18 protein-coding genes are annotated in these 20,224 nt (G+C 43.9%); 6 read left to right on the plus strand and 12 right to left on the minus strand.

What is annotated here, in order from left to right:
• The first annotated feature begins 68 nt into the window (after positions 1–68).
• Positions 69–659 (plus strand): nucleotidyltransferase family protein, encoded by a 591-nt coding sequence (locus tag MMOL_RS08980; RefSeq protein ID WP_015832711.1) that lies wholly within the window; start codon positions 69–71, stop codon positions 657–659.
• A 68-nt stretch (positions 660–727) separates the two neighbouring features.
• Here the strand turns inward: MMOL_RS08980 and MMOL_RS08985 are convergent, their stop codons facing one another.
• From MMOL_RS08985 to MMOL_RS08995, 3 genes are read right to left on the minus strand one after another with little or no spacing between them, the layout of a single operon-like run.
• Positions 728–1,705 (minus strand): XdhC family protein, encoded by a 978-nt coding sequence (locus MMOL_RS08985; protein ID WP_041928804.1) that lies wholly within the window; start codon positions 1,703–1,705, stop codon positions 728–730.
• Between the two features lie 4 nt (positions 1,706–1,709).
• Positions 1,710–3,887, minus strand: coding sequence for a xanthine dehydrogenase family protein molybdopterin-binding subunit (locus tag MMOL_RS08990; RefSeq protein ID WP_015832713.1), 2,178 nt, complete (start codon positions 3,885–3,887; stop codon positions 1,710–1,712).
• A gap of 11 nt (positions 3,888–3,898) precedes the next feature.
• On the minus strand, positions 3,899–4,357 hold the full coding sequence (locus tag MMOL_RS08995) for a (2Fe-2S)-binding protein (RefSeq protein WP_015832714.1): 459 nt from the start codon (positions 4,355–4,357) through the stop codon (positions 3,899–3,901).
• Positions 4,358–4,531: 174 nt separating this feature from the next.
• Here MMOL_RS08995 and MMOL_RS09000 point away from each other — a divergent pair, with 174 nt between their 5' ends.
• Positions 4,532–5,437, plus strand: coding sequence for a LysR family transcriptional regulator (locus tag MMOL_RS09000; protein WP_015832715.1), 906 nt, complete (start codon positions 4,532–4,534; stop codon positions 5,435–5,437).
• Positions 5,438–5,500: 63 nt separating this feature from the next.
• Here MMOL_RS09000 and MMOL_RS09005 read toward each other — a convergent pair whose 3' ends face one another.
• Entirely contained in the window at positions 5,501–6,100 is a 600-nt protein-coding gene (locus tag MMOL_RS09005; protein WP_015832716.1) for a short chain dehydrogenase, read from the minus strand.
• Between the two features lie 111 nt (positions 6,101–6,211).
• Between MMOL_RS09005 and MMOL_RS09010 the strand changes: the two genes are divergently transcribed.
• From MMOL_RS09010 to MMOL_RS09025, 4 genes are all read left to right on the plus strand, one after another.
• Positions 6,212–7,096, plus strand: a complete 885-nt coding sequence (locus MMOL_RS09010) for a LysR family transcriptional regulator (protein ID WP_015832717.1) — start codon at positions 6,212–6,214, stop codon at positions 7,094–7,096.
• Positions 7,097–7,167: 71 nt separating this feature from the next.
• Entirely contained in the window at positions 7,168–7,863 is a 696-nt protein-coding gene (locus tag MMOL_RS09015) for an SDR family oxidoreductase (protein WP_015832718.1), read from the plus strand.
• 137 nt (positions 7,864–8,000) lie between these two features.
• Positions 8,001–8,906, plus strand: coding sequence for an HD-GYP domain-containing protein (locus MMOL_RS09020; protein ID WP_015832719.1), 906 nt, complete (start codon positions 8,001–8,003; stop codon positions 8,904–8,906).
• Between the two features lie 228 nt (positions 8,907–9,134).
• Positions 9,135–9,623, plus strand: coding sequence for an FxDxF family PEP-CTERM protein (locus MMOL_RS09025; protein ID WP_015832720.1), 489 nt, complete (start codon positions 9,135–9,137; stop codon positions 9,621–9,623).
• Positions 9,624–9,696: 73 nt separating this feature from the next.
• Here the strand turns inward: MMOL_RS09025 and galU are convergent, their stop codons facing one another.
• From galU to MMOL_RS11945, 8 genes are all read right to left on the minus strand, one after another.
• The gene (gene galU, locus MMOL_RS09030; RefSeq protein ID WP_015832721.1) at positions 9,697–10,599 is read right to left on the minus strand and encodes a UTP--glucose-1-phosphate uridylyltransferase GalU; all 903 of its coding nucleotides are present in this window, start codon (positions 10,597–10,599) and stop codon (positions 9,697–9,699) included.
• Positions 10,600–10,768: 169 nt separating this feature from the next.
• Positions 10,769–12,190: a mannose-1-phosphate guanylyltransferase/mannose-6-phosphate isomerase gene (locus MMOL_RS09035; RefSeq protein ID WP_015832722.1), complete on the minus strand. Its 1,422-nt coding sequence runs from the start codon at positions 12,188–12,190 to the stop codon at positions 10,769–10,771.
• A 43-nt stretch (positions 12,191–12,233) separates the two neighbouring features.
• A complete protein-coding gene (locus MMOL_RS09040) occupies positions 12,234–13,712 on the minus strand; it encodes a phosphomannomutase (protein ID WP_238524369.1) in 1,479 nt (492 codons plus the stop codon).
• A gap of 40 nt (positions 13,713–13,752) precedes the next feature.
• Positions 13,753–14,919 (minus strand): nucleotide sugar dehydrogenase, encoded by a 1,167-nt coding sequence (locus tag MMOL_RS09045; RefSeq protein WP_015832724.1) that lies wholly within the window; start codon positions 14,917–14,919, stop codon positions 13,753–13,755.
• A gap of 75 nt (positions 14,920–14,994) precedes the next feature.
• Positions 14,995–16,032, minus strand: a complete 1,038-nt coding sequence (locus MMOL_RS09050) for a glycoside hydrolase family 5 protein (RefSeq protein ID WP_015832725.1) — start codon at positions 16,030–16,032, stop codon at positions 14,995–14,997.
• 160 nt (positions 16,033–16,192) lie between these two features.
• Complete coding sequence (locus MMOL_RS09055; protein WP_015832726.1) at positions 16,193–17,359, minus strand: glycosyltransferase; 1,167 nt, start codon at positions 17,357–17,359, stop codon at positions 16,193–16,195.
• A complete protein-coding gene (locus MMOL_RS11940) occupies positions 17,356–19,194 on the minus strand; it encodes a WecB/TagA/CpsF family glycosyltransferase (protein ID WP_015832727.1) in 1,839 nt (612 codons plus the stop codon). Before MMOL_RS11940 ends, MMOL_RS09055 begins: the two co-directional genes overlap by 4 nt.
• Before the next feature lie 4 nt (positions 19,195–19,198).
• Positions 19,199–20,134, minus strand: a complete 936-nt coding sequence (locus tag MMOL_RS11945) for a glycosyltransferase family 2 protein (protein WP_015832728.1) — start codon at positions 20,132–20,134, stop codon at positions 19,199–19,201.
• Positions 20,135–20,224 lie beyond the last annotated feature (90 nt).

Below are 20,224 nucleotides of genomic sequence, written 5' to 3' on the forward strand. Positions count from 1 at the left end.
GTTATGCCACAACTAACCCTAGCCAAGCTAGCCGTGTCCAAACTTAAGTAATTACACAGGGACTATTCATGATAGGTATTTTACTGGCAGCTGGCTTCTCTCGACGCTTTGGCGCTAGCAACAAGCTGTTACAGCCCATGGCAGATGGCCGCCCTATTGCACTTGCTGCAGCAAAAAACCTGATGCAGGCCGTACCCGATTGTATCGCCGTAGTGCGGCCAGACAACACCGCGCTCGCTACGCTATTGCGACAGGCTGGTGTCAACGTGTTGGCATGCGAAGAAACTGAGTTGGAAATGGCCGATAGCTTATGCGCCGCCATCCGTCACTCAGCCAACTTTGAGGCCGCCCAACAGGGCTTTGTGATTGCGCTAGCCGATATGCCGTATATTCAACCTACTACTATCCGCATGGTTGCGAATAAGTTAAATGATAGAGAGTCTATCGTGATACCTACTTATCATGGGCAACGCGGACACCCAGTTGCCTTTGCGGCACAATACCGCAGTGAGCTGGAAGCCTTGAAGGGAGATGAAGGCGCTCGCGCTATCGTCAAACGCCATACCAGCGCAATATGCCTGCTGCCATGTGAGGATGCAGGCATACTGGCAGATATTGATACGTTACAAGATTTAGAGCGTGAGGAATTTAGAGTATAGAGAATAACAACTTAGCAAATTAAAGCGTGTAGATTTATAAAGATCGAACACGCTAGAAATTTAAAACCCTAAGCCGCGCAGCTTACCTCGTTAGCTAATCCAACCGTGGTTTGCTGCGCCCGCACCTGAATCAACTCAGCCAGAATGGCAACAGCGATTTCTGCCGGTGTTCGACTACCGATACGCAAGCCCACCGGGCCGCGCATAGTGGCGATTTCCGCATCGCTTAGTTCAAACATACGCATACGCACCCGCCGTTTTTCCTGATTTTTGTGCGAGCCTAGCACACCCACATAAAACGCATCGGACTTGAGCGCTTCAAGCAGAGCCATATCGTCGAGCTTAGGGTCGTGCGTTACCGCCACTATGGCAGTGTGCGCATCTGGCGCCATATCCAGAACCACATCATCCGGCATGCCATACATCCAGGTCACGCCATCCACATGCCACTCGTCCCGAATCTCCTGACGCGGTTCACATACCAGCACCTCAAAATCTAAGGCTTGCGCCATACTGGCCAAGGTTGCGCCGAGCTGATTGGCACCAATAATCAGTAAGCGCCATTGCGGGCCAAAATAAGTGTGAAACCAATCCCCCTCGATGCGTGGTGCACCTTCTGGTAATACTTCTGTCAGTTTGATTTCGCCAGTACTAATACGGACTGAGCGTTTGGTGAGCTTACGGCCACGCAGGTTTTGTACGATAGGCAGCAACTGTGATGCATGGTTTAAGGGCTCCACAAAGATCTGCAAACTACCACCGCAGGGGATTCTAAAGCGTTGTGCGTCTTCTCTACTAATGCCGTACTCCATAACACTAGGCTGGTTAGGTAGCGCCTGGTTACGCGCTTTATCGGCTAAATCATCTTCAATGCAACCACCCGATACCGAGCCAATTAAATGCCCATCATCGCGCACCACTAGTACCGCACCGGGCAAACGCGGGGCAGAACCCCATGTTTGCACCACGGTAAACAAGTGTGCTTGATGGCCATCGTTTAGCCAATCAAGCGCGCGCTCTAATACTTCTAAATCAGCAGACTTCACAACACTAAGCCAGTTGGTTGCCAATCGGCAATTGGCGAATACGCTTACCCGTAGCCGCGAAAATAGCATTAGTCACTGCTGGTGCTACCGGCGGCAAGCCAGGCTCACCAACGCCTCCCATTTTCTCGGTACTTAGCACGATATGTACATCCACCTTAGGCATATCCTTCATGCGCAGCACTAAATAATCATGGAAGTTAGACTGCTGCACTTTACCTTCCTTAAAGGTAATTTCACTTTGCAGCGCAGCGCCCAAACCAAAAGAAATGGATGACTCCATTTGCGCTTTCAACGAGTCTGGGTTAACTGCCAAGCCGCAATCAATCGCACAGACCATACGGTGCACTTTTACCACCCCCTCGTTCACCGACACCTCGGCCACTTGCGCGACAAAACTGCCAAATGACTCATGCACGGCAATGCCACGGAACATACCTTTAGGCAAAGGCTTACCCCAGTCAGCTTTTTCTGCGGCTAAATTCAGGGCAGCTAGATGACGTGGATGATCTTTTAACAGCTCGCGGCGATAGTCCAAGGGATCTTTCTTCGCATTATGTGCAAGCTCATCAATCAGGCTTTCCATCACAAAAGCTGAATGGCTATGGCCTACAGAGCGCCACCACAGCACAGGGATCGTCGCTTTTACCGTATGCAAGCTCACATGATAGTTAGGGATGCTCTTGAGATACGGCGAATCGGCAATGCCTTCTACCGAAGTAGCATCCACGCCGTTTTTAATCATAAAGGCTTCAAACGGTGTGCCCAGCATAATAGACTGCCCCACCGTCACTTGCTCCCAAGCCACAGGTGAGCCATCTGCATTCACCCCGATTTTAGCTTGATGCAAATACATAGGACGGTAATAACCGCCATGTACATCATCCTCACGGCTCCACACTGTTTTCACCGGCACACCTGCAGCTTTGGCCACCTGTACCGCTTCCGACACAAAATCTGCAGCAGGATTAGCGCGACGCCCAAAACCACCACCAAGGAACATCGTATGAATTTTGACCTGCTCTGGCTTTAAACCCAATATTTTTGCCGCGGCTTGCTGGTCTGTACTCTGCATCTGCGTACCTGTCCAAATTTCACAAGCATCTTTATCAATACGTACTGAACAGTTTAACGGTTCCATCGGCGAGTGCGCTAAGTATGGCAATGCGTATTCAGCCTCGATAGTTTTCGCCGCTTTAGGTAATTCTGCTTTGCTATCCCCTTGTTGCGCCGCGACTAAACCCGGCTTGGTAGCTAACGCTCTGTACTCAGTGAGCATCACGGCTGAATCTAAATTGGCATTAGCACCTAAGTCCCACTCAACCTTTAACGCATCACGCCCTTGTTTAGCCGCCCAGTAATGATCAGCAATCACTGCCACGCCAGTTGGCACTTGCACGACATCACGCACACCTTTCACTTGCTTAGCTGCACTGGCATCAAACGATTTAACCGTGCCACCAAATACTGGGGAGCGTGCCACCATGGCAGTCATCAGTCCATCAAAATGAATATCCTGACCAAACACCGCAGTACCGTTGATTTTTTCTGGACCGTCTAAGCGCTTAGTCGCTTTACCAATCACTTTCCAGTCTTTAGGGTCTTTCAGTACTACGGTTTTAGGTGTTTCTAATTTAGCGGCAATCTCGGTGAGCTCACCGTAGCTCACTTTGCTATCACCGTTAATCACAAAACCATTTTCAGTTTTAAGGTTAGCGGCAGGCACGCCTAATTTTTCAGCTGCCGCAGCGATCAACAGCTGACGTGTCAATGCGCCAGCCTGACGGTAGCGGTCAAACTCAGACCAAGTGGTAGAAGAACCGCCTGTGATTTGAATACCATACGCCGTATGTACGTAAGCAGGTGCAGCTTCTGCGTGTTCAACTTTAATCTTGCTCCAGTCTGCATCCAACTCTTCTGCAATCAGCATAGGTAAGGTTGTCCATATGCTTTGCCCCATCTCGCTGTGGGCAAGCATGACGGTAATGGTGTTATCGGTACCTATACGCAAAAAGGCATTAGGCGCTGGCAGTTTTGCCTCAGCGGTGCCTTCAGCCGCTTTTCCTGCGCCAGGCATTAAAAAGCGTTTAGCTGTAGGGATAGAGAATGCAATCACCAAACCGCCAACTGCAAGTGCAGAAGCTTTCAGGAAAGTGCGTCTTGAGATATTTAAAGGGGAGTTCATGTGATGGCTCCTTAAACTAGCTTGTTGGCAGCAGCATGAATCGCTGCACGGATACGCGGATAAGTGCCGCAACGACAGATATTACCGCTCATGGCTGCATCAATATCGGCATCAGTGGGGGCGTGATTTGTAGTGAGTAAAGCTGTTGCCGCCATAATTTGGCCAGACTGACAATAACCACACTGCACAACATCAATTTCACTCCATGCAGCCTGCACCGCTTGGCCCACTTTATCGTTCTGCACATCTTCAATCGTCACGATTTTTTTACCTACCGCCGCAGAGATAGGCGTAATACATGAGCGTGTAGGCTGCCCATCTACATGCACAGTGCATGCACCGCACTGCGCCATGCCGCAACCAAATTTGGTACCAGTCATATGCAAAACATCTCTTAATGCCCATAAAATTGGCATATCATCAGACACGTCCAACTGCTGTTCTTTACCATTGATATTCAAAGTAATCATGATGGTCACCCTCTAATCTGTTGTTTTAATATTGATTTTTATAAACTGATGCAAAAACTACCGTTCTAACACTTATAACAATTTATGCAAAAATAGCACTATCGCATACTGTTCGCTATCATTATATGGAATAATCTGGAATTGATAATTCCAGATTAATGAATTACATAACCCATGCAAAATCAATTAGAAATGCTACGCATATTTAAAGCCGTAGCTGAATCTTCAAACTTTAAAGAAGCCTCTATTAGGCTAGGCATCTCACCACAATCTGTCACCCGCGCCATCAAAGAGCTTGAAGAGCGCCTAGGTGAACCATTGTTTTATAGAAGTACACGTAACACTACCATTACCGAATTTGGTAAGCAAATGGCGCTCAAAAGTGAAGAGGTGCTTGAGCAGGTGGATACATTATTTCAGCTTAATCAGCATGCAGATACGCCGCAGGCAATAGAAGGCACGGTAAAGATTACTATGCCAAATACATTTGGCCAGCAATACCTTCTACCAGCACTCACCGCCTTCGCCAAAGAGTACCCCAACATTCAACTCGATTTAAGATTTTCCAATCTGATTGATAATGTCGTGGCAGACCAAATGGACATAGGCGTGCGTATCGGTTTTTTTAGCAATAATCGAAACGTTGCTCGGCGCGTGAATGAAATTAAATTTCACATCGTGGGCGCCCCTGCACTCATTGCAAAGACCGGTGCGCCCCAACAAGTGAACGACCTATGCACCATGCCCTACACAGGGCTTATCGACCAAAACACAGGCAGAATGTGGTCTTGGACTTTTGCGGACGAACCTGATTGCTTTCCTAGCGCACCAGCGTTCATCACAGATGACATCAAGGCTGAACTTGCTGCGGTGCTAGCCGGCATCGGTTATGGACAACTCCCTAACTTTATATGTGAGCAATACATTAAATCTGGTCAGCTGGTTACCGTGCTAGAAGATCAATCACCCGCCCCTTGGGGTGTTTATGTTTACCGCCCACAGCGTGGCCCGGTTGCAGAACGTGTCCGTGTGCTATTTGATTATTTGGCTAAAACACTGAGTGAAGTTAATTTCAGCTAGGCATATGCCCTCGTACAGTGCAAATACAGTTGGCAGCCACAGTGACTGCCAACTGTATGCATCTTACCAAACGCGATAAGTTTCGCCTGATTGACGACCTTCTACGCTCTTACGGTATGCAAGCGCTACTTTAGCTGCTGGCACAGGGGTAGTACCAGGCACACCACCACCGTAAATAGCCCATGACTCCTCCAGCACATTCGGGCTCACCGAATTAATGCGACAATCACGACTAAGCTCGACGGCAACGCCACGAATAAAACCATCTACGGCAGAATTTACTGTTGTAAAGGCTGCACCACCCACATATGGGTCATGGCTCAAGCTACCACTGGTTAAGGTGATAGAGCCGCCATCGTTCAAAAAGTCTTGACCAACCAGCGTTAAATTCACTTGCCCCATTAACTTCTCATTTAAACCGACACGAAACTCATCCGCCGTCATCTCATTAAATGAACCCCAATGCACATTACCTGCGGCCGCGATAATGGCATCTACCTTGCCTACTTTGCTAAACAACGCACGCACACTATCTATATTGGTGATATCCACTTGGTGCTGACCATGATTTTTACCTGCTTCAATAATTTCATGGCGAGGGGCGAACTCTTGGATGATAGCCTTGCCGATAGTGCCTGATGCGCCTACTAATAATACTTTCATGATGTCTCCTAATTTTGAAGTGAATCTACGTTACGGATGCCATTCTGAGCGCATTATTAATGACAATAAATACTATAATAGTCAAAACATATTTAACCAGGAGTATCAAATATGGATAGGCTACTAGGCATGGAAGTCTTTGTATCAGCCGTAGAGTTAGGCAGTTTCTCTGCCGCTGCAGAAGTATTTAAAATTACACCAGCCATGGTGAGCAAACACATCACTGCATTAGAACAGCGCTTGGGTGCAACTTTATTAGCTAGAACAACTCGTAAACAGAACCTCACCGAAATCGGGAAAAACTATTACGATAACTGCAAAAAAATACTAGGCCAGATTAATGATGCAGAAGCAGGTGCCGAGGCGATGGGCAGCAATCCCAGAGGGCATCTCAAGGTGAATGCCTCTATATGGTTTGGCTCACTCACACTAACGCCGTTAGTTTGTGATTACCTAAATCAATACCCTGAGGTCAATATCTCCTTATCACTCACCGACCGTTATGTAGACTTGGTAGAAGAAGGATTTGATGTAGCGATTCGTATTGGCGAACTGAAAGACTCTACGCTCATCGCCAGAAAGCTATCAATGTTTGAAGTAGCCATTTGTGCCTCTCCAAATTACCTAGCCAAGGCTGGAACGCCAACAACACCAGATGAGCTGATAAAACACCAATGTTTAGGCTTTACCAACTGGCATCATCAAGGAGGCTGGCAGCTCATACAAAAACAATTGGGGGCTAAGTTTGAACAAGTGCCAAGATTTGAGTCTGATAACGGACAGGCATTATTAACTGCCGCAGTAAAAGGGATAGGCATTATTATGATGCCCAAGGAACTGATGAGAAAAGATATTGAATCTGGCCACTTAGTTGAGCTGATGCACGACTATCTACCACCGGCGCGCCCCATCCACGCGGTATATCCGAGCGAGCGGCAGTTAGCACCTAAACTGACGTCTTTTGTTGAGTTTTTACGCAACAATCTACATTTGTAAATGATGGAATCTAAAATCCAGAAAATCCATTAAATTACTTTACTCATCACATGAGTAAACAGGAGTTATTGATGTCAGAAAATTATCAGGTACTCATCACCGGCGCCAACCGTGGCTTAGGTTTAGAATTTACCAAGCAATATGCAAAAGATGGCTGGCGGGTACTGGCCTGTTGCCGTGTGCCAAAGCAGGCAAGCGCTTTACAAGAATTGGCAAACACATATAGCAACATCCAAATATTCACATTAGATGTTGCTGATTTTGCACAAGTTGATGCACTAGCCCAGCAGTTAAAAGATGAGAAAATTGACGTGCTGATTAATAACGCGGGCATTTACCCAGATAGCAGCACCCATCAGATCAATACCGATGACTGGCTGGATGCGTTCACCGTGAACAGCATCTCACCATATAAAATAGCCACTGCTTTTACACCACATATTGCAAAAAGCAGTCTTAAAAAAATTGCCACCCTCACCAGCAAAATGGGCAGCATAGACGATAACACTAGCGGCGGCAGTTATATTTACAGAAGCTCCAAAGCGGCAGCTAATATGGTAATGAAAAGCCTAGCTACAGACCTGCAGCCGCAAGGAATCTCGGTGGTGATATTGCACCCAGGCTGGGTGCAAACCGATATGGGTGGCAGCAATGCGTTGATTGACACTAAAACCAGCGTTGCAGGCATGCGACGCGTGATTGAGTATTTAAAGCTGAGCAACACCGGCTGCTTTATTGCCTATGATGGCCAGTCAATCAACTGGTAAAACCGTAAACCCCAATAGACTAACTCACCAACCATAGTGCTTTCTAACATTTGATTAGAATTAAGATTGATGTAAGGATTAACGGTTCTTGCAGACTAAATATCACCACCTAACAATTGTTAACAGCGGAGCGCTAAATGCAACTTTTAAAACCACTACTCTCTCACTTTAAGCCGCAATCACTGCAGCTAGATAATCACGAGAAAGTTCTTGCAAGCTTAATGGTAATGGCATGGGTAGTAGAAGCCAGAGACCCATATACCGGCGGCCATCTTTGGCGAGTTGCCCGCTTCGCGCAACTGCTTGCACACCAAGCTGGCATTTCTGCTATTGAAACCGCCAAAATCTCGATTGGCGGATTTCTTCATGATTTAGGTAAAGTGGGCATCCCCGATGCCATACTTAGCAAAAAAGATAAACTCACAGATGAAGAATATGCGGTGATAAAAACGCATCCGGATATCGGCAGAAGAATGATAGCAGGCCATCCATTAGCATCTCTAGCTATCGATGCCATTTACATGCACCATGAAACACCTGATGGCCGAGGCTACCCTTCAGGCCTCCAGCGTACTCAAATCCCAGTTGTCGCAAAAATCATCGGCGTATGCGACGCATTTGATGCCATGACCAGCACCAGACCATATAGACAAGGCATGCCCATAGAAAAAGCACTTTCTATCATTAAAGCAAACATCGGCACGCAGTTTGACCCAGAATTTAGTGAATATCTATTACAGTTGGCCGATAGTGATCAATTAAGCCATATCGTAGGGCATTCTGATGAAGGTATACCTTTACATGATTGCTTAATGTGTGGCCCCACCATTGTTGTGCAAAGCCACGCTAAAAAAGGTGACTTAACCTACTGCAGAGCTTGCCAAGGTGAATATAAACTTGAAGAAGTAACGGAAAAAAGTACGTTTAAAATCAGCCCTACCGGTGCAAAAGGGTCCGCTCAAGACTTAGTTTCCAAGCCTGACGAAACACTCATTTCCAAACTGATTAATGAGTCTGCCAAAGCGATTCAGCAAATTAAATGATGTGTTAAGCTTAGCGCCTTGCACTATGCTTACCGCAACGGATATTTAACGTAAAGTCTAGTGCACCACTCACTGAATACAAACGCCAAAACTCAAGCATTCTATTTGCGTATTACCGACTACCACAACGCCCGTTAGTCCAATCGACCTATTGTCCCATTACTTGATATCAGTTCTAATCGTATCAACAGAAAATTTTACTTTTTAAGTTAAATAAAGGGAATAATAATGAAACTTGTAAAACAACTACTTATCGGTGCTGCAATATTTGCTGCGGTTTCTAACGCACAAGCGGCTACCTACAACTTAGGTACATTATCAAGCGATTACACAGAGTTTGGCAGCTACTCTGTAGCTAAAGGTAGCTTCTCAGACACCATCAACTTCAGCTTAGCAGGCACTAGCGACACAGATTTCGGTGTTGGCTCTATTTTTGTTAAAGTTGGTAAAATTACTCGTCTTGATATTACTGGCTTAACTCTATCATTATTTAAAGGTACTACAGACCTAGGCCTAAGTGGCACTGATTTTAGCGCTACTGCATTAGGTGCTGGCGATTACCACTTATTAGTCACAGGTAATGCGACCGGCACACTAGGCGGTTCATACGCTGGTGGCATTAACGTATCACCAGTACCTGAAGCAGACACGTATGCCATGATGTTAGCTGGTTTGGGCTTAATGGGTTTTGTAGCACGTCGTCGTCGCTCACTGTAATTCAGTAGTCTTCGCATAAAAAAGCCCCGAAAATTCGGGGCTTTTTCATTGTGCGCTAATCGTAATAAAGTAATTATGCACTCTTCGATTTAGTAGCAACGTGTTCTAATTGAAGAGACTCAATCAAAGCACGTAACTCGGCACCCACTTCAGGGTGTCTCAAACCAAGCTTGATATTTGCCTCTAAATAACCAAACTTAGAGCCACAATCATAGCGCGTGCCTTCATAACGATAAGCCAGCACCTGCTCCTCGGTCAACAATGCTGAGATAGCATCCGTTAACTGTATTTCACCACCTTTACCAGCCTGCACGTTATCTAAGTGGTGGAAGATTCTAGGCGTTAAAATATAACGCCCGACCACAGCTAATGTCGATGGCGCATCTTTAGGATCTGGTTTTTCAACAATCGCGGACACCTGCTCAATCCGTTCGTTAAGTGGTGTGGTCGCAACAATACCGTAGCTTTTAGTTTGATCACTTGGTACATTTTCTACGCCTAATAGTGAGCAACGATAATAGTCGTAAGCGTCTACCATTTGCTTCACGATGGAAACCTTACCATCCAGCAAATCATCCGCCAGCAACACGGCAAAAGGCTCATTATTTACCACAGGCTTAGCTAAGCGTACTGCGTGCCCCAAACCCAACGCCTGAGTTTGACGGATATAAATACAATTAACATGGCTAGGCACAATGCTTTGCACAACTTTCAGCAATGCAGTCTTACCGGCACGCTCTAGCTCGCTTTCTAACTCATAAGCCATATCAAAATGGTCTGATATAGAGCGCTTGTTACGACCGGTAATGAAAATAAGATCTGTAATTCCGGCGGCAATTGCCTCCTCTACCGCATATTGAATTAAAGGCTTATCAACAATGGGTAACATCTCTTTAGGGTTAGCCTTAGTCGCAGGCAAAAAGCGTGTACCCAAACCAGCAACAGGAAAGACAGCTTTTGTGACTTTCTTTATCATTATTAAATCCTGACTATCATTTATCTAAAAAATTATATCTTTTAATCTTTGGCCACAAAAATTAGGTAAGTTAATTAATGGGGTATTTTAGCAGAATGGCACTAGGTAATAAGCCAGCTTTGCACTAAACCATTAGTCCATACGGACTAATTATCTACTTTTCATCTACTCAAGAACGTCCGTAAGTATCTTCATAACGTACAATATCATCCTCACCCAAATAGCTACCAGACTGTATTTCAATCAAATGTAATGGTAATTTCCCTGGATTTTCTAATCGATGAGTAACGCCGATAGGAATATATGTAGACTGATTTTCAGACAGCATTTCAGTTTTACCATCGCGTGTAACTAAGGCCGTTCCGCTCACAACAACCCAATGCTCAGCGCGATGGTGATGCATTTGTAACGACAGTTTGGAGCCAGGATTTACGATAATACGTTTGACTTGAAAGCGTTCACCTATATCAACACCCTCATAGCTACCCCACGGCCGATAAACTCGTGCATGCACTTCATGCTCACTACGCCCATTACGTTTTAAATGATCTACAATCTTCTTAACATCCTGCGCACGATCTTTATGTGCGACTAACACCGCATCGGACGTTTCGATTATAACCAAATCCTCCACACCGATTGCTGCTACAATGCGGCCTTCAGCACGCACTAATGACCTTTTCACATCATCCACATAGACATCGCCACGTAGTGCATTACCAGCCTCATCTTGTGATTGCACCTCCCACAATGCTGTCCAAGAACCCACATCATTCCAACCCATATCTACTGGTACTAACGCAGCTAGATGAGTATTTTCCATCACAGCATAATCAATAGAGTCAGAAGGGCATTGCATAAATGACTTTTCTTCCAGACGACAAAAATCCAGATCTCTATAACTACCTTCAAATGATTGTTTAGTTATGTCTGCAATATCTGGACGTAATCTGGCAAGCTCAGCTAAGTATGCCGATGGCTTGAATAAGAACATACCGCTATTCCAAAAATAATCCCCAGAGGCTACGTAACCCTCGGCCACGTCACGATTAGGTTTCTCTACAAACTTTTGAACTGTAAAACTTCCCTCCGCCACCCTGTCAGTATCACCTTTTTTAATATAGCCATACCCTGTTTCCGGGCTAGAGGGTTGAATGCCGAACGTTACCAATCGACCTTGAGCTGCTGCTTTTGCGGCAACTTGCACTGCAAGATGGAATGCTTTTACATCGCGAATCACGTGATCTGCTGGCAGCACCAGCATTAGCGCATCCTCAGCACCCTCTTCAACGCCATAAGCTGCAACTGCAATTGCAGGGGCCGTGTTACGCCCTACCGGCTCTAACATAATAGAGTGCGGTAAAACTTGTATCTCACGCAACTGCTCTGCCACTAAGAAACGATGATCATTACCACATACCACCATAGGCGCTAATACTTCTGGCCAATCAGCAAGACGTAATATAGTCTCTTGTAACATGGAGTGCTCAGACAATAAAGGTAATAACTGCTTAGGTAATGCAGCACGTGATAGTGGCCATAACCTCGTACCCGCCCCCCCAGAAAGAATTACTGGGATTATTTTTGTCATATTGAATTCCATTTAATATTTATCTTCAATTATCACTAAATCACTATGCATCAAATGCATACGCTTTTAGTAACTGTAAACAGTGCTGCGACAAAAAGTCTGCCCGTTGTTGAAAGTTCGCCTCTGCATAGCAACGTAACTCGGGGGCATTACCAGATGCCCTAAAATGCACAATCTCATCATTCTGAAATATGATTCTTAATCCATCAGTTAGGTCTAAATCAGCCACTACGCCACAAAGCTCGCCTAACAAGTCCTCAACCACCACATTGGAATGTGCTAATTGCTGAATGATATTCTTGCTGGTCTCTGATGGAAATGATTGTAAACGACCACTCCCTGTAAAACGAGCTGGTAGCTTACTTGCTAATTGCGATACTAGATTATTACTTTCTATCGACATCGCCAATATAGTCAATATTGGCAGTACTGCATCTCGCGTCATCAAAGGTGAAAGTGCGCTAGTATCACGCCGAATCGTAGAACCCAGTAGGAAACCACCGTTAGCTTCAAAACCCACAACTTGCGAAGGTACAGGTGGATTTCTTTCTACTCCATCAGCTATCAATGCCTCCATCCCGGCAATCACATAAGGTGAACCAATACGTGTACGTGTAATTTTTTGGAAAGCACAACTGAGTTCCAATGCAGTATTACTGCTAACAGGTGTAACTACCGCGGATGCATTAAGGTATTGTGCACAGAGAATACCGACAATATCGCCCCGTAGCCAGTTACCATACTCATCACCGATAAGAGGGCGGTCAGCATCACCATCTGTAGAAAAAATCGCATCAAATTTATACTCACTGGCCCAGTCACGGGCCTTTTGTATATCAATATCACTGACGGCTTCTGTATCAATCGGCACAAATTCATCTGTACGACCAAGTGAGATTACTTCAGCCCCTAGTGCTTCAAGCAATGTGCGCAATATATCTCGTGCAACGCTGGAGTGTTCGTAAAAGCCTAAGCGTAAACCACTTAAGCAGTTTTGCGGAAAAAACTCAAGGTAGCGATTAAGATAAAGCGTCGCGGCTGCTGAGCTGACACTAGGTAAAGCGATTAACGGTAACTCAGCCGGCATGCCTACCTGTGCTCGACTGATATTAACTTCATCTGCTTTGGTAATTTCACCACATAATCCATAAAACTTAATACCATTACGGTCAAAGGGTATATGGCTCCCAGTAACCATAATGGCAGGGACAGCGTTTACTTGAGCATAATATGCTAAAGCAGGCGTAGGTAGTGCCCCACAAAACTCAGCCTGATATCCGGCATGCTTAATAGCGCTAGCACAAGCACGTACAATATCAGAGCTACTCGGACGCAAATCCATACCAATAACAATGCGGCTACCTAACGGCAAATTTAGCGTTTGTACAAACGCTAAGGTATACGCAAAACAGAGCTCCGATGTCATCGCTGACACCAAACCACGTACCCCACTAGTGCCAAACTTAACGCCACTAGTTTCCATTAGATTCTGAATTGATAAAGTTGTTTTAATACTATTCACTTCACCATACTTTATATGTCTTAGAGGTTTTAATGTCAATTTAATCACTACCAAACAAATCGCGTGTATAAACTTTGTCTACAACATCCGCAAGCTCTTTAGCCATACGGTTAGAAACAATGACATCCGCTTTCAGTTTAAATTCGTTTAAATCTGTATAAACTTTTGAGTTAAAGAAATCTGGCTCATTTAACACAGGCTCATAAATAATGACCTCTATCCCCTTAGCCTTGATACGTTTCATAATGCCCTGGATACTAGAAGCCCTAAAATTATCGGAGCCACTTTTCATAATGAGACGATAGATGCCCACTACTTTAGGTTTACGTTTAATAATGCTCGCAGCAACAAAATCTTTACGTGTTGTGTTAGATTCAACAATGGCATTAATAAGGTTTTGCGGCACATCACTATAGTTAGCAAGCAACTGCTTAGTATCCTTAGGTAAGCAATATCCACCATAACCAAATGATGGATTGTTGTAATGACTACCAATACGTGGATCTAAAGCAACTCCATCTATGATCTGCTTGGTATCTAAACCATGCGTAGCGGCGTAAGTGTCTAACTCATTAAAATAAGCCACACGCATTGCAAGGTAAGTATTAGAAAATAACTTTATCGCCTCAGCCTCTGAACTGTTAGTTAACAGTACAGGAATATCTGCTTTAAGTGCACCCTCTGCCAGCAGGTTAGCAAAAACTTGCGCTCGCTCAGAGGTTTCACCAACCACAATGCGAGAAGGATATAAATTATCGTGTAATGCCTTTCCTTCGCGTAAAAATTCTGGTGAGAAAATCAAATTATCGCACTGATATTGTGCACGTGCTTTTGCGGTAAAGCCTACAGGAATAGTTGATTTGATGATCATTACCGCATTAGGTGCAACCACCATTACATCTTTAATCACAGCCTCTACTGACTTAGTATTGAAATAGTTTGTTTCAGAGTCATAATCAGTTGGGGTAGCAATAATTACATAGTCTGCACCTTGATAAGCTTCACTCTTATCCAGCGTTGCTTTAAAGTCAAGTTGCTTGGTTTTAAGATACTCTTCAATTTCAGCATCCTCAATCGGTGACTCTTTGCGGTTTAACATATCCACCTTTTCAGGCAAGATATCCAGCGCAACTACCGTGTGATGCTGCGCAAGTAAAACCGCCATAGAAAGGCCTACATAACCGGTACCGGCAATTGCTATTTTCATCCATGACTCCTATTGATATTATGTTTTAAAGTGATAATGAGAAAGAGCACTCAACTCTGAATCCACAGCACGTGATTAATTAGCAGGCTCTTTAATTAGCCTGTCTTTTAATTTCTGCAATAAGTGCTTCGGTTTTCCATCTAATGAATCGAGTGACAGAACATAGCTAGGTCTCATATAACCAGCCACCCAAACAAACCAATCTAAACACTCGGTATTTGTGATTGATAAAAAGGTCTCGGTTGCATCATCATAGGCAGGGTCATCAGTAGGTACGCCCCACTCACCAATAACGCCCTTTTGCTTATATTTTTTTAACCAGGAAACAAAAGGCAATAATCTGGCTTCTGTCCTAGCCTTTAAGTTTACGTTACCAATAGGCTTTGCATACCGACCACTAAAGTCATCATCAAAATAAATGTGGGCTTCATAAACAATCTTATCACTAGGGTCAGTGACAAATGGTTGTGGATTAGATTTAGGCCATGATGACGCACTACTCCAATCGTCACCGGCAACATATATTAAATGTGATGTATCAACCTCACGAATAGCGTTTAGACCAAATTGGGCCGTAATATGCCACAAACCCTGAGTGTGGTGTGGCTCATTCATTAGGCCATAAGCATATAACGCTGGATGCTTATGAAGTATAGTGGCCAATTTCTTCCACATATCAGCAAAAGCCTCCGAAGGGACTTGTGCGCTACCAATAAGCTCTTTTTTGTAACGTCCATAATTATGTACATCGACGATAACGACCTGATGGTTGAGATAAGCTTGATTTAAAAAAGACAAAAGTAAGTTGGCATACGTCTCATCAAGCGCACCATACAAATTGGGTTGTAAACTTTCCCATGATATTGGCAAGCGTATAGCATTAAATCCAGCATTATTAGCGCGTTGCAGATGTTCAATTTTAGGGAAAAAATAATTCTTACCCGCCATTGCCGGTAACTTGTCTCCGGCAAACTCAGCACCAGCTAAATTTACCCCACGTATAGCACTTGAACATTCTGTACTGGCATTAACATTTGTATGAAAACAACTAAGCAAAGAAAGTAATGTCATACAAATCAGTTTTCTTATTAATTTCTGCATATCAATGTACATTCACCAAACATTCTTACCACCGAGCCCTTATGAAAAACTGCTAATCAGCTGACCACTAATCACCTTAAAATACGAGTGACATGCTAATTGCTTTTGAAAATGTACTTACTCTGTTCTTAATTGTATGAAACTGGCTGTCACCGATTCTGAAACAAAATCATCAATGTGTACATACAAGAAACTTACGTATAAATTTGTTGTAAGTAGCAAGATATGACTCACGATCAAAACTAAACTGAATTACCTCATGGTTTTCTTTTAACCACTGACGATAGTTATACTGATTATCTAATATAGCTTCCAACCCATCAGCAACACTATCCACTGAAGTTGCATCAACCCCAACCTTAGCTGGAATCCAATCAACAAAACCATCAATTCCAGTATTTTGTGAATAGAGAATAGGAATCCCGCACAACAATGCCTCTACATATACCATGCCAAAGGTTTCGTTGTGGCTAGGTAGTGCCAACCCCGCATAACGAGGTATCAGTTTCAACAATTCGGTATTATCAAAAGTACCTTTAAGCACAACACTATCTTGCAGTTCAAGATGTTTGATGATTGATTCAACTTCTGAAATCACCTGCACACTACCTCGGCCGATAACATCAAGCTTTGCATTTGGGTATCGCGTTAGAGCTCGCTTAAATGCAGGCAAAAGACGATCTAATCCTTTTTTTGGAAAAACATTAAGATCTAGAATTGTGACTAGATGATCTGGTTTATACTCGTCAGAATACGTAGCACCTTTTTCTTTAACAAAATTGGGAAGAAGAGATTGCTTATGCGGTGATATATCAAAATGTCGATTTAAGATTGGCTTAAACCAAGCAGAAACATATAGCACTTGAACAGCATCCCGTAGCATCCGTTTAATCAGCCATTTATAATGTGGCTTGAAGCGCAAAATCTTTGACTCAGCCTCCCCTCGGACAGACAGAACCAAAGGCACTGATAACCAGCGTGCTAAAAACCATGCAGCTAAGCCTTCGAAAGTAAGTTTGTGCGCGTGAATCACATCCACTCGGATGCCACGTTGTTTCAATTGCCATCTAATCCTAACAGCCACGATCAGCATAGATAGTGCAAGTAGCACGCCATATGGCATCCCCCAATATCGCATGGAAATAACGCGCTTATCCCCTTTATCGTCCCCCTCAATACAATTACATTTCAAGGGATTTACAACCCGATTTAATGAAACGACAAAATAATCCAGCTCCTTATTGGAGGTTATAAAATTACGTACAGCATGAGTAGTCTCGGCTCGATTTGCATCTGGATAATCCGCAGATATATGCAAGACTTTAGGCATCTGACTCATCGCGAGCAGTTCCTCCAAGCAGCAATTAAAAATAAAAAATTTCCCACCATATATCTTCGCCACATACGTTTAGGCTCAATCGCTAAACGATATATCCACTCACAATGTATACGCCTAACCCAGCTTGGTGCACGCGTAACGCTACCTGCCATAAAGTCAAACAACGCCCCAACACCAATACACAGCTTTGCCCCTGTAGTTTCACCATATTGATGAATCCATTTCTCCTGCAGCGGATTACCCATCGCAACTAATAATAAATTAGCACCAGACTCATGTATACGCTCACAGACAGCAATATGCTCATTTGCGTCTATATACCCATTGTAAAAACCAACCCACTCATGCTGAGGAAACAAAGTTTTACAACGTTGGAAGCATGCACTAACAACCTGGTCAGTTGCACCAAGCAAAAATATCCTTAATTTTGTTTGGGATTGTGCGAGATACTTAGGAATCAAATCCGTACCATTCAAATTCTCAGCAAACCCCCTACCATACTTCCATTGACTAGCAATATTGACTCCAATCCCATCATTCAGAACCAAGGTATCGCCTAACACTTTCAGGTACTGGCTATCGTTACGAGCTAGGTTTAGTGTGTGTGCATTAGCTATTGCAACTCTTAAGAAATGCTCTTGAGTTATTGACGCATCAAAAGCCTTAAAAACCTCGCTACTATCTCGCGTATCAAAACGGACGCCTTGTAACATACGATAACTGTCGCCCAATAGTTCGTCGTAAGCAGCCTGAAACCTTTCTGCCGTACCCACCCACCCATAGGATTGGGACGCCACCTTTGCTTGCTCTCGCAAAGAGGTATAGTTTAATTGGCAAAATTCAGTATATGCATGAATTGTTTGCGCTGCCACATGAGGCTCTGTGAAGTCAGCCAGCAACCCTAAACCACTTTGCGAGATGATGTTTTTAAAACTTATTATGGGACTAGCAATAGGAATAAGGCCCGCTGACATCCCCTCAACCAAGGTCATCCCAAAGCCCTCATATTCAGAGGCGCTAATAATAAAACTTACTTCAGCAAACATCGCTTTAATCGAAGCGTCATCTAAACCATTATGTATTGCAACATTAGAACCAAGCCCAAGCGAATGAATCTGTTGAATAAGCCGTGCTTGATTATTATCCCAATCCTTACCAATGATTAACAACTTATAATCTAGATGTAGTTTGATGAGTTCTGAAAACACAGAAACCAACAAATCAATACGCTTGTTATCTGAAAATCGACCGATGAACACGAATTTTCTAGTTGCTTGCTTTGCTGACGCATCAAAAAATTTATTTACATCAACACCATTTTCAATAAGCCTTAATTTACCCTTACAAATGGGCTCAAAAGATTGGTAATCTCCATTACTACAAGCATAAACTTGACTGTAATTACGCAACGAGAATCGCGTGATTGTGTTAAAGAATATTTTTTTAAGAGTGCTGGCATATTGCGTATGAAAAAACCCACCATGCGTGGATAGTACAAGCCGACTACCATGCAATAAGCGTGTAATAGAGAGGAAATCAATAAAAAAATCTACTGCATGTACATGAACAATGTCATACCCTTTTAAATGATTGAGGACTGTGGGGGCAAACGGATACTTATAGGATCCAGACCAATTAATACGCCTAACTTTAATAGGACCAACAAGCTCTTCATAAGGTAACCGGACAAACGGTCTCTGATGAAAAACTGAATCTAAGGTCAATACTTCAGCATCTATTCCAGTGCGTAGCTGTTCAAGCACAAGGCAGTAAACAAAATTTTCCAATCCTCCAATAGCAGGATGGAATTGACGAACGACATGCAATACTCTCAACTAATCATCCTTTATAAAGTTCAATCGGATTTCGTTTCATCATGTGTAACAACTTACCTAAGTTTGCATAAGCTTTGATTTTATAGTGCATTGATTTCTCCATACCTAAAGGGTGCAACATTAACGAAATCACACTTGCAACGAGTGTTTGTATACAGGCTCTAACAATATCTATAGTTTGTAGTGCTATACCTTTGGGCGAAATAAAGATTCGTGCATAGGTCTCTCCAACACGCCTTGCTTTACGTAATAAGAAATCCTCATTTAAGCGATGTGGCTCCACGGTTTCAGTCACGCGTGCTTCCTGACAAGATACAATCCGATGTCCTGCCGATACCATCTGAGAAAACATCTCAGTGTCTTCTCCACCGGTAGTGTTAAATTCTAAACTGAAGGGACAAAGCTGATCTGGCAGTGCATCTTTTCGCACTAAAGCATTACAAGTTGCACCAGTTCCAAGCTGAGTGCCTGACGCAGGAACACGCTTTCCAAAAAAATCGCCATTAACAATCCAAGATGGCGCCTCAGATGGATAACAAGCAATTACTGGGCCAATAACGACCGACGCCTGATGAGCCTCAGCACACTTAAGTAACGCTTGCACCCAATCTACATCAGCCTCTTCATCATCATCTATAAATGCAAGCCACTCACCGCGCGCATTAGCCACTGAACAATTTCTAGCTGAGGCAACACCTGGTTCATGAGCCACGACATAAGTAATGGGTAGTGATCCCTCTTTTGCATATGATTCAACAATCGGTCTACCTGACTCGTGCGGATCATTATCCGCAACCACGACATCCATCGTTACACCATCGGGAATTATCTGATTAACAAGGCTTTGCAACGCATTACTCAAAGCTGGACGCCGAAACGTACATAAACAGACAGTTACTCTTATCGTCATTTCCCAATCCACACAACAAAATTTAAACATTGACCAATGCAACCTAGCAGAGCAAATGCACTGAATAAAAAGTTTTCACAAGCTAAGTTACTAAGCCACATATTTACCGAGCACCTAAAA

Origin of the sequence: Methylotenera mobilis JLW8 (assembly GCF_000023705.1) — a bacterium.
In the GTDB taxonomy this organism is placed as follows: Bacteria; Pseudomonadota; Gammaproteobacteria; order Burkholderiales; family Methylophilaceae; genus Methylotenera; species Methylotenera mobilis.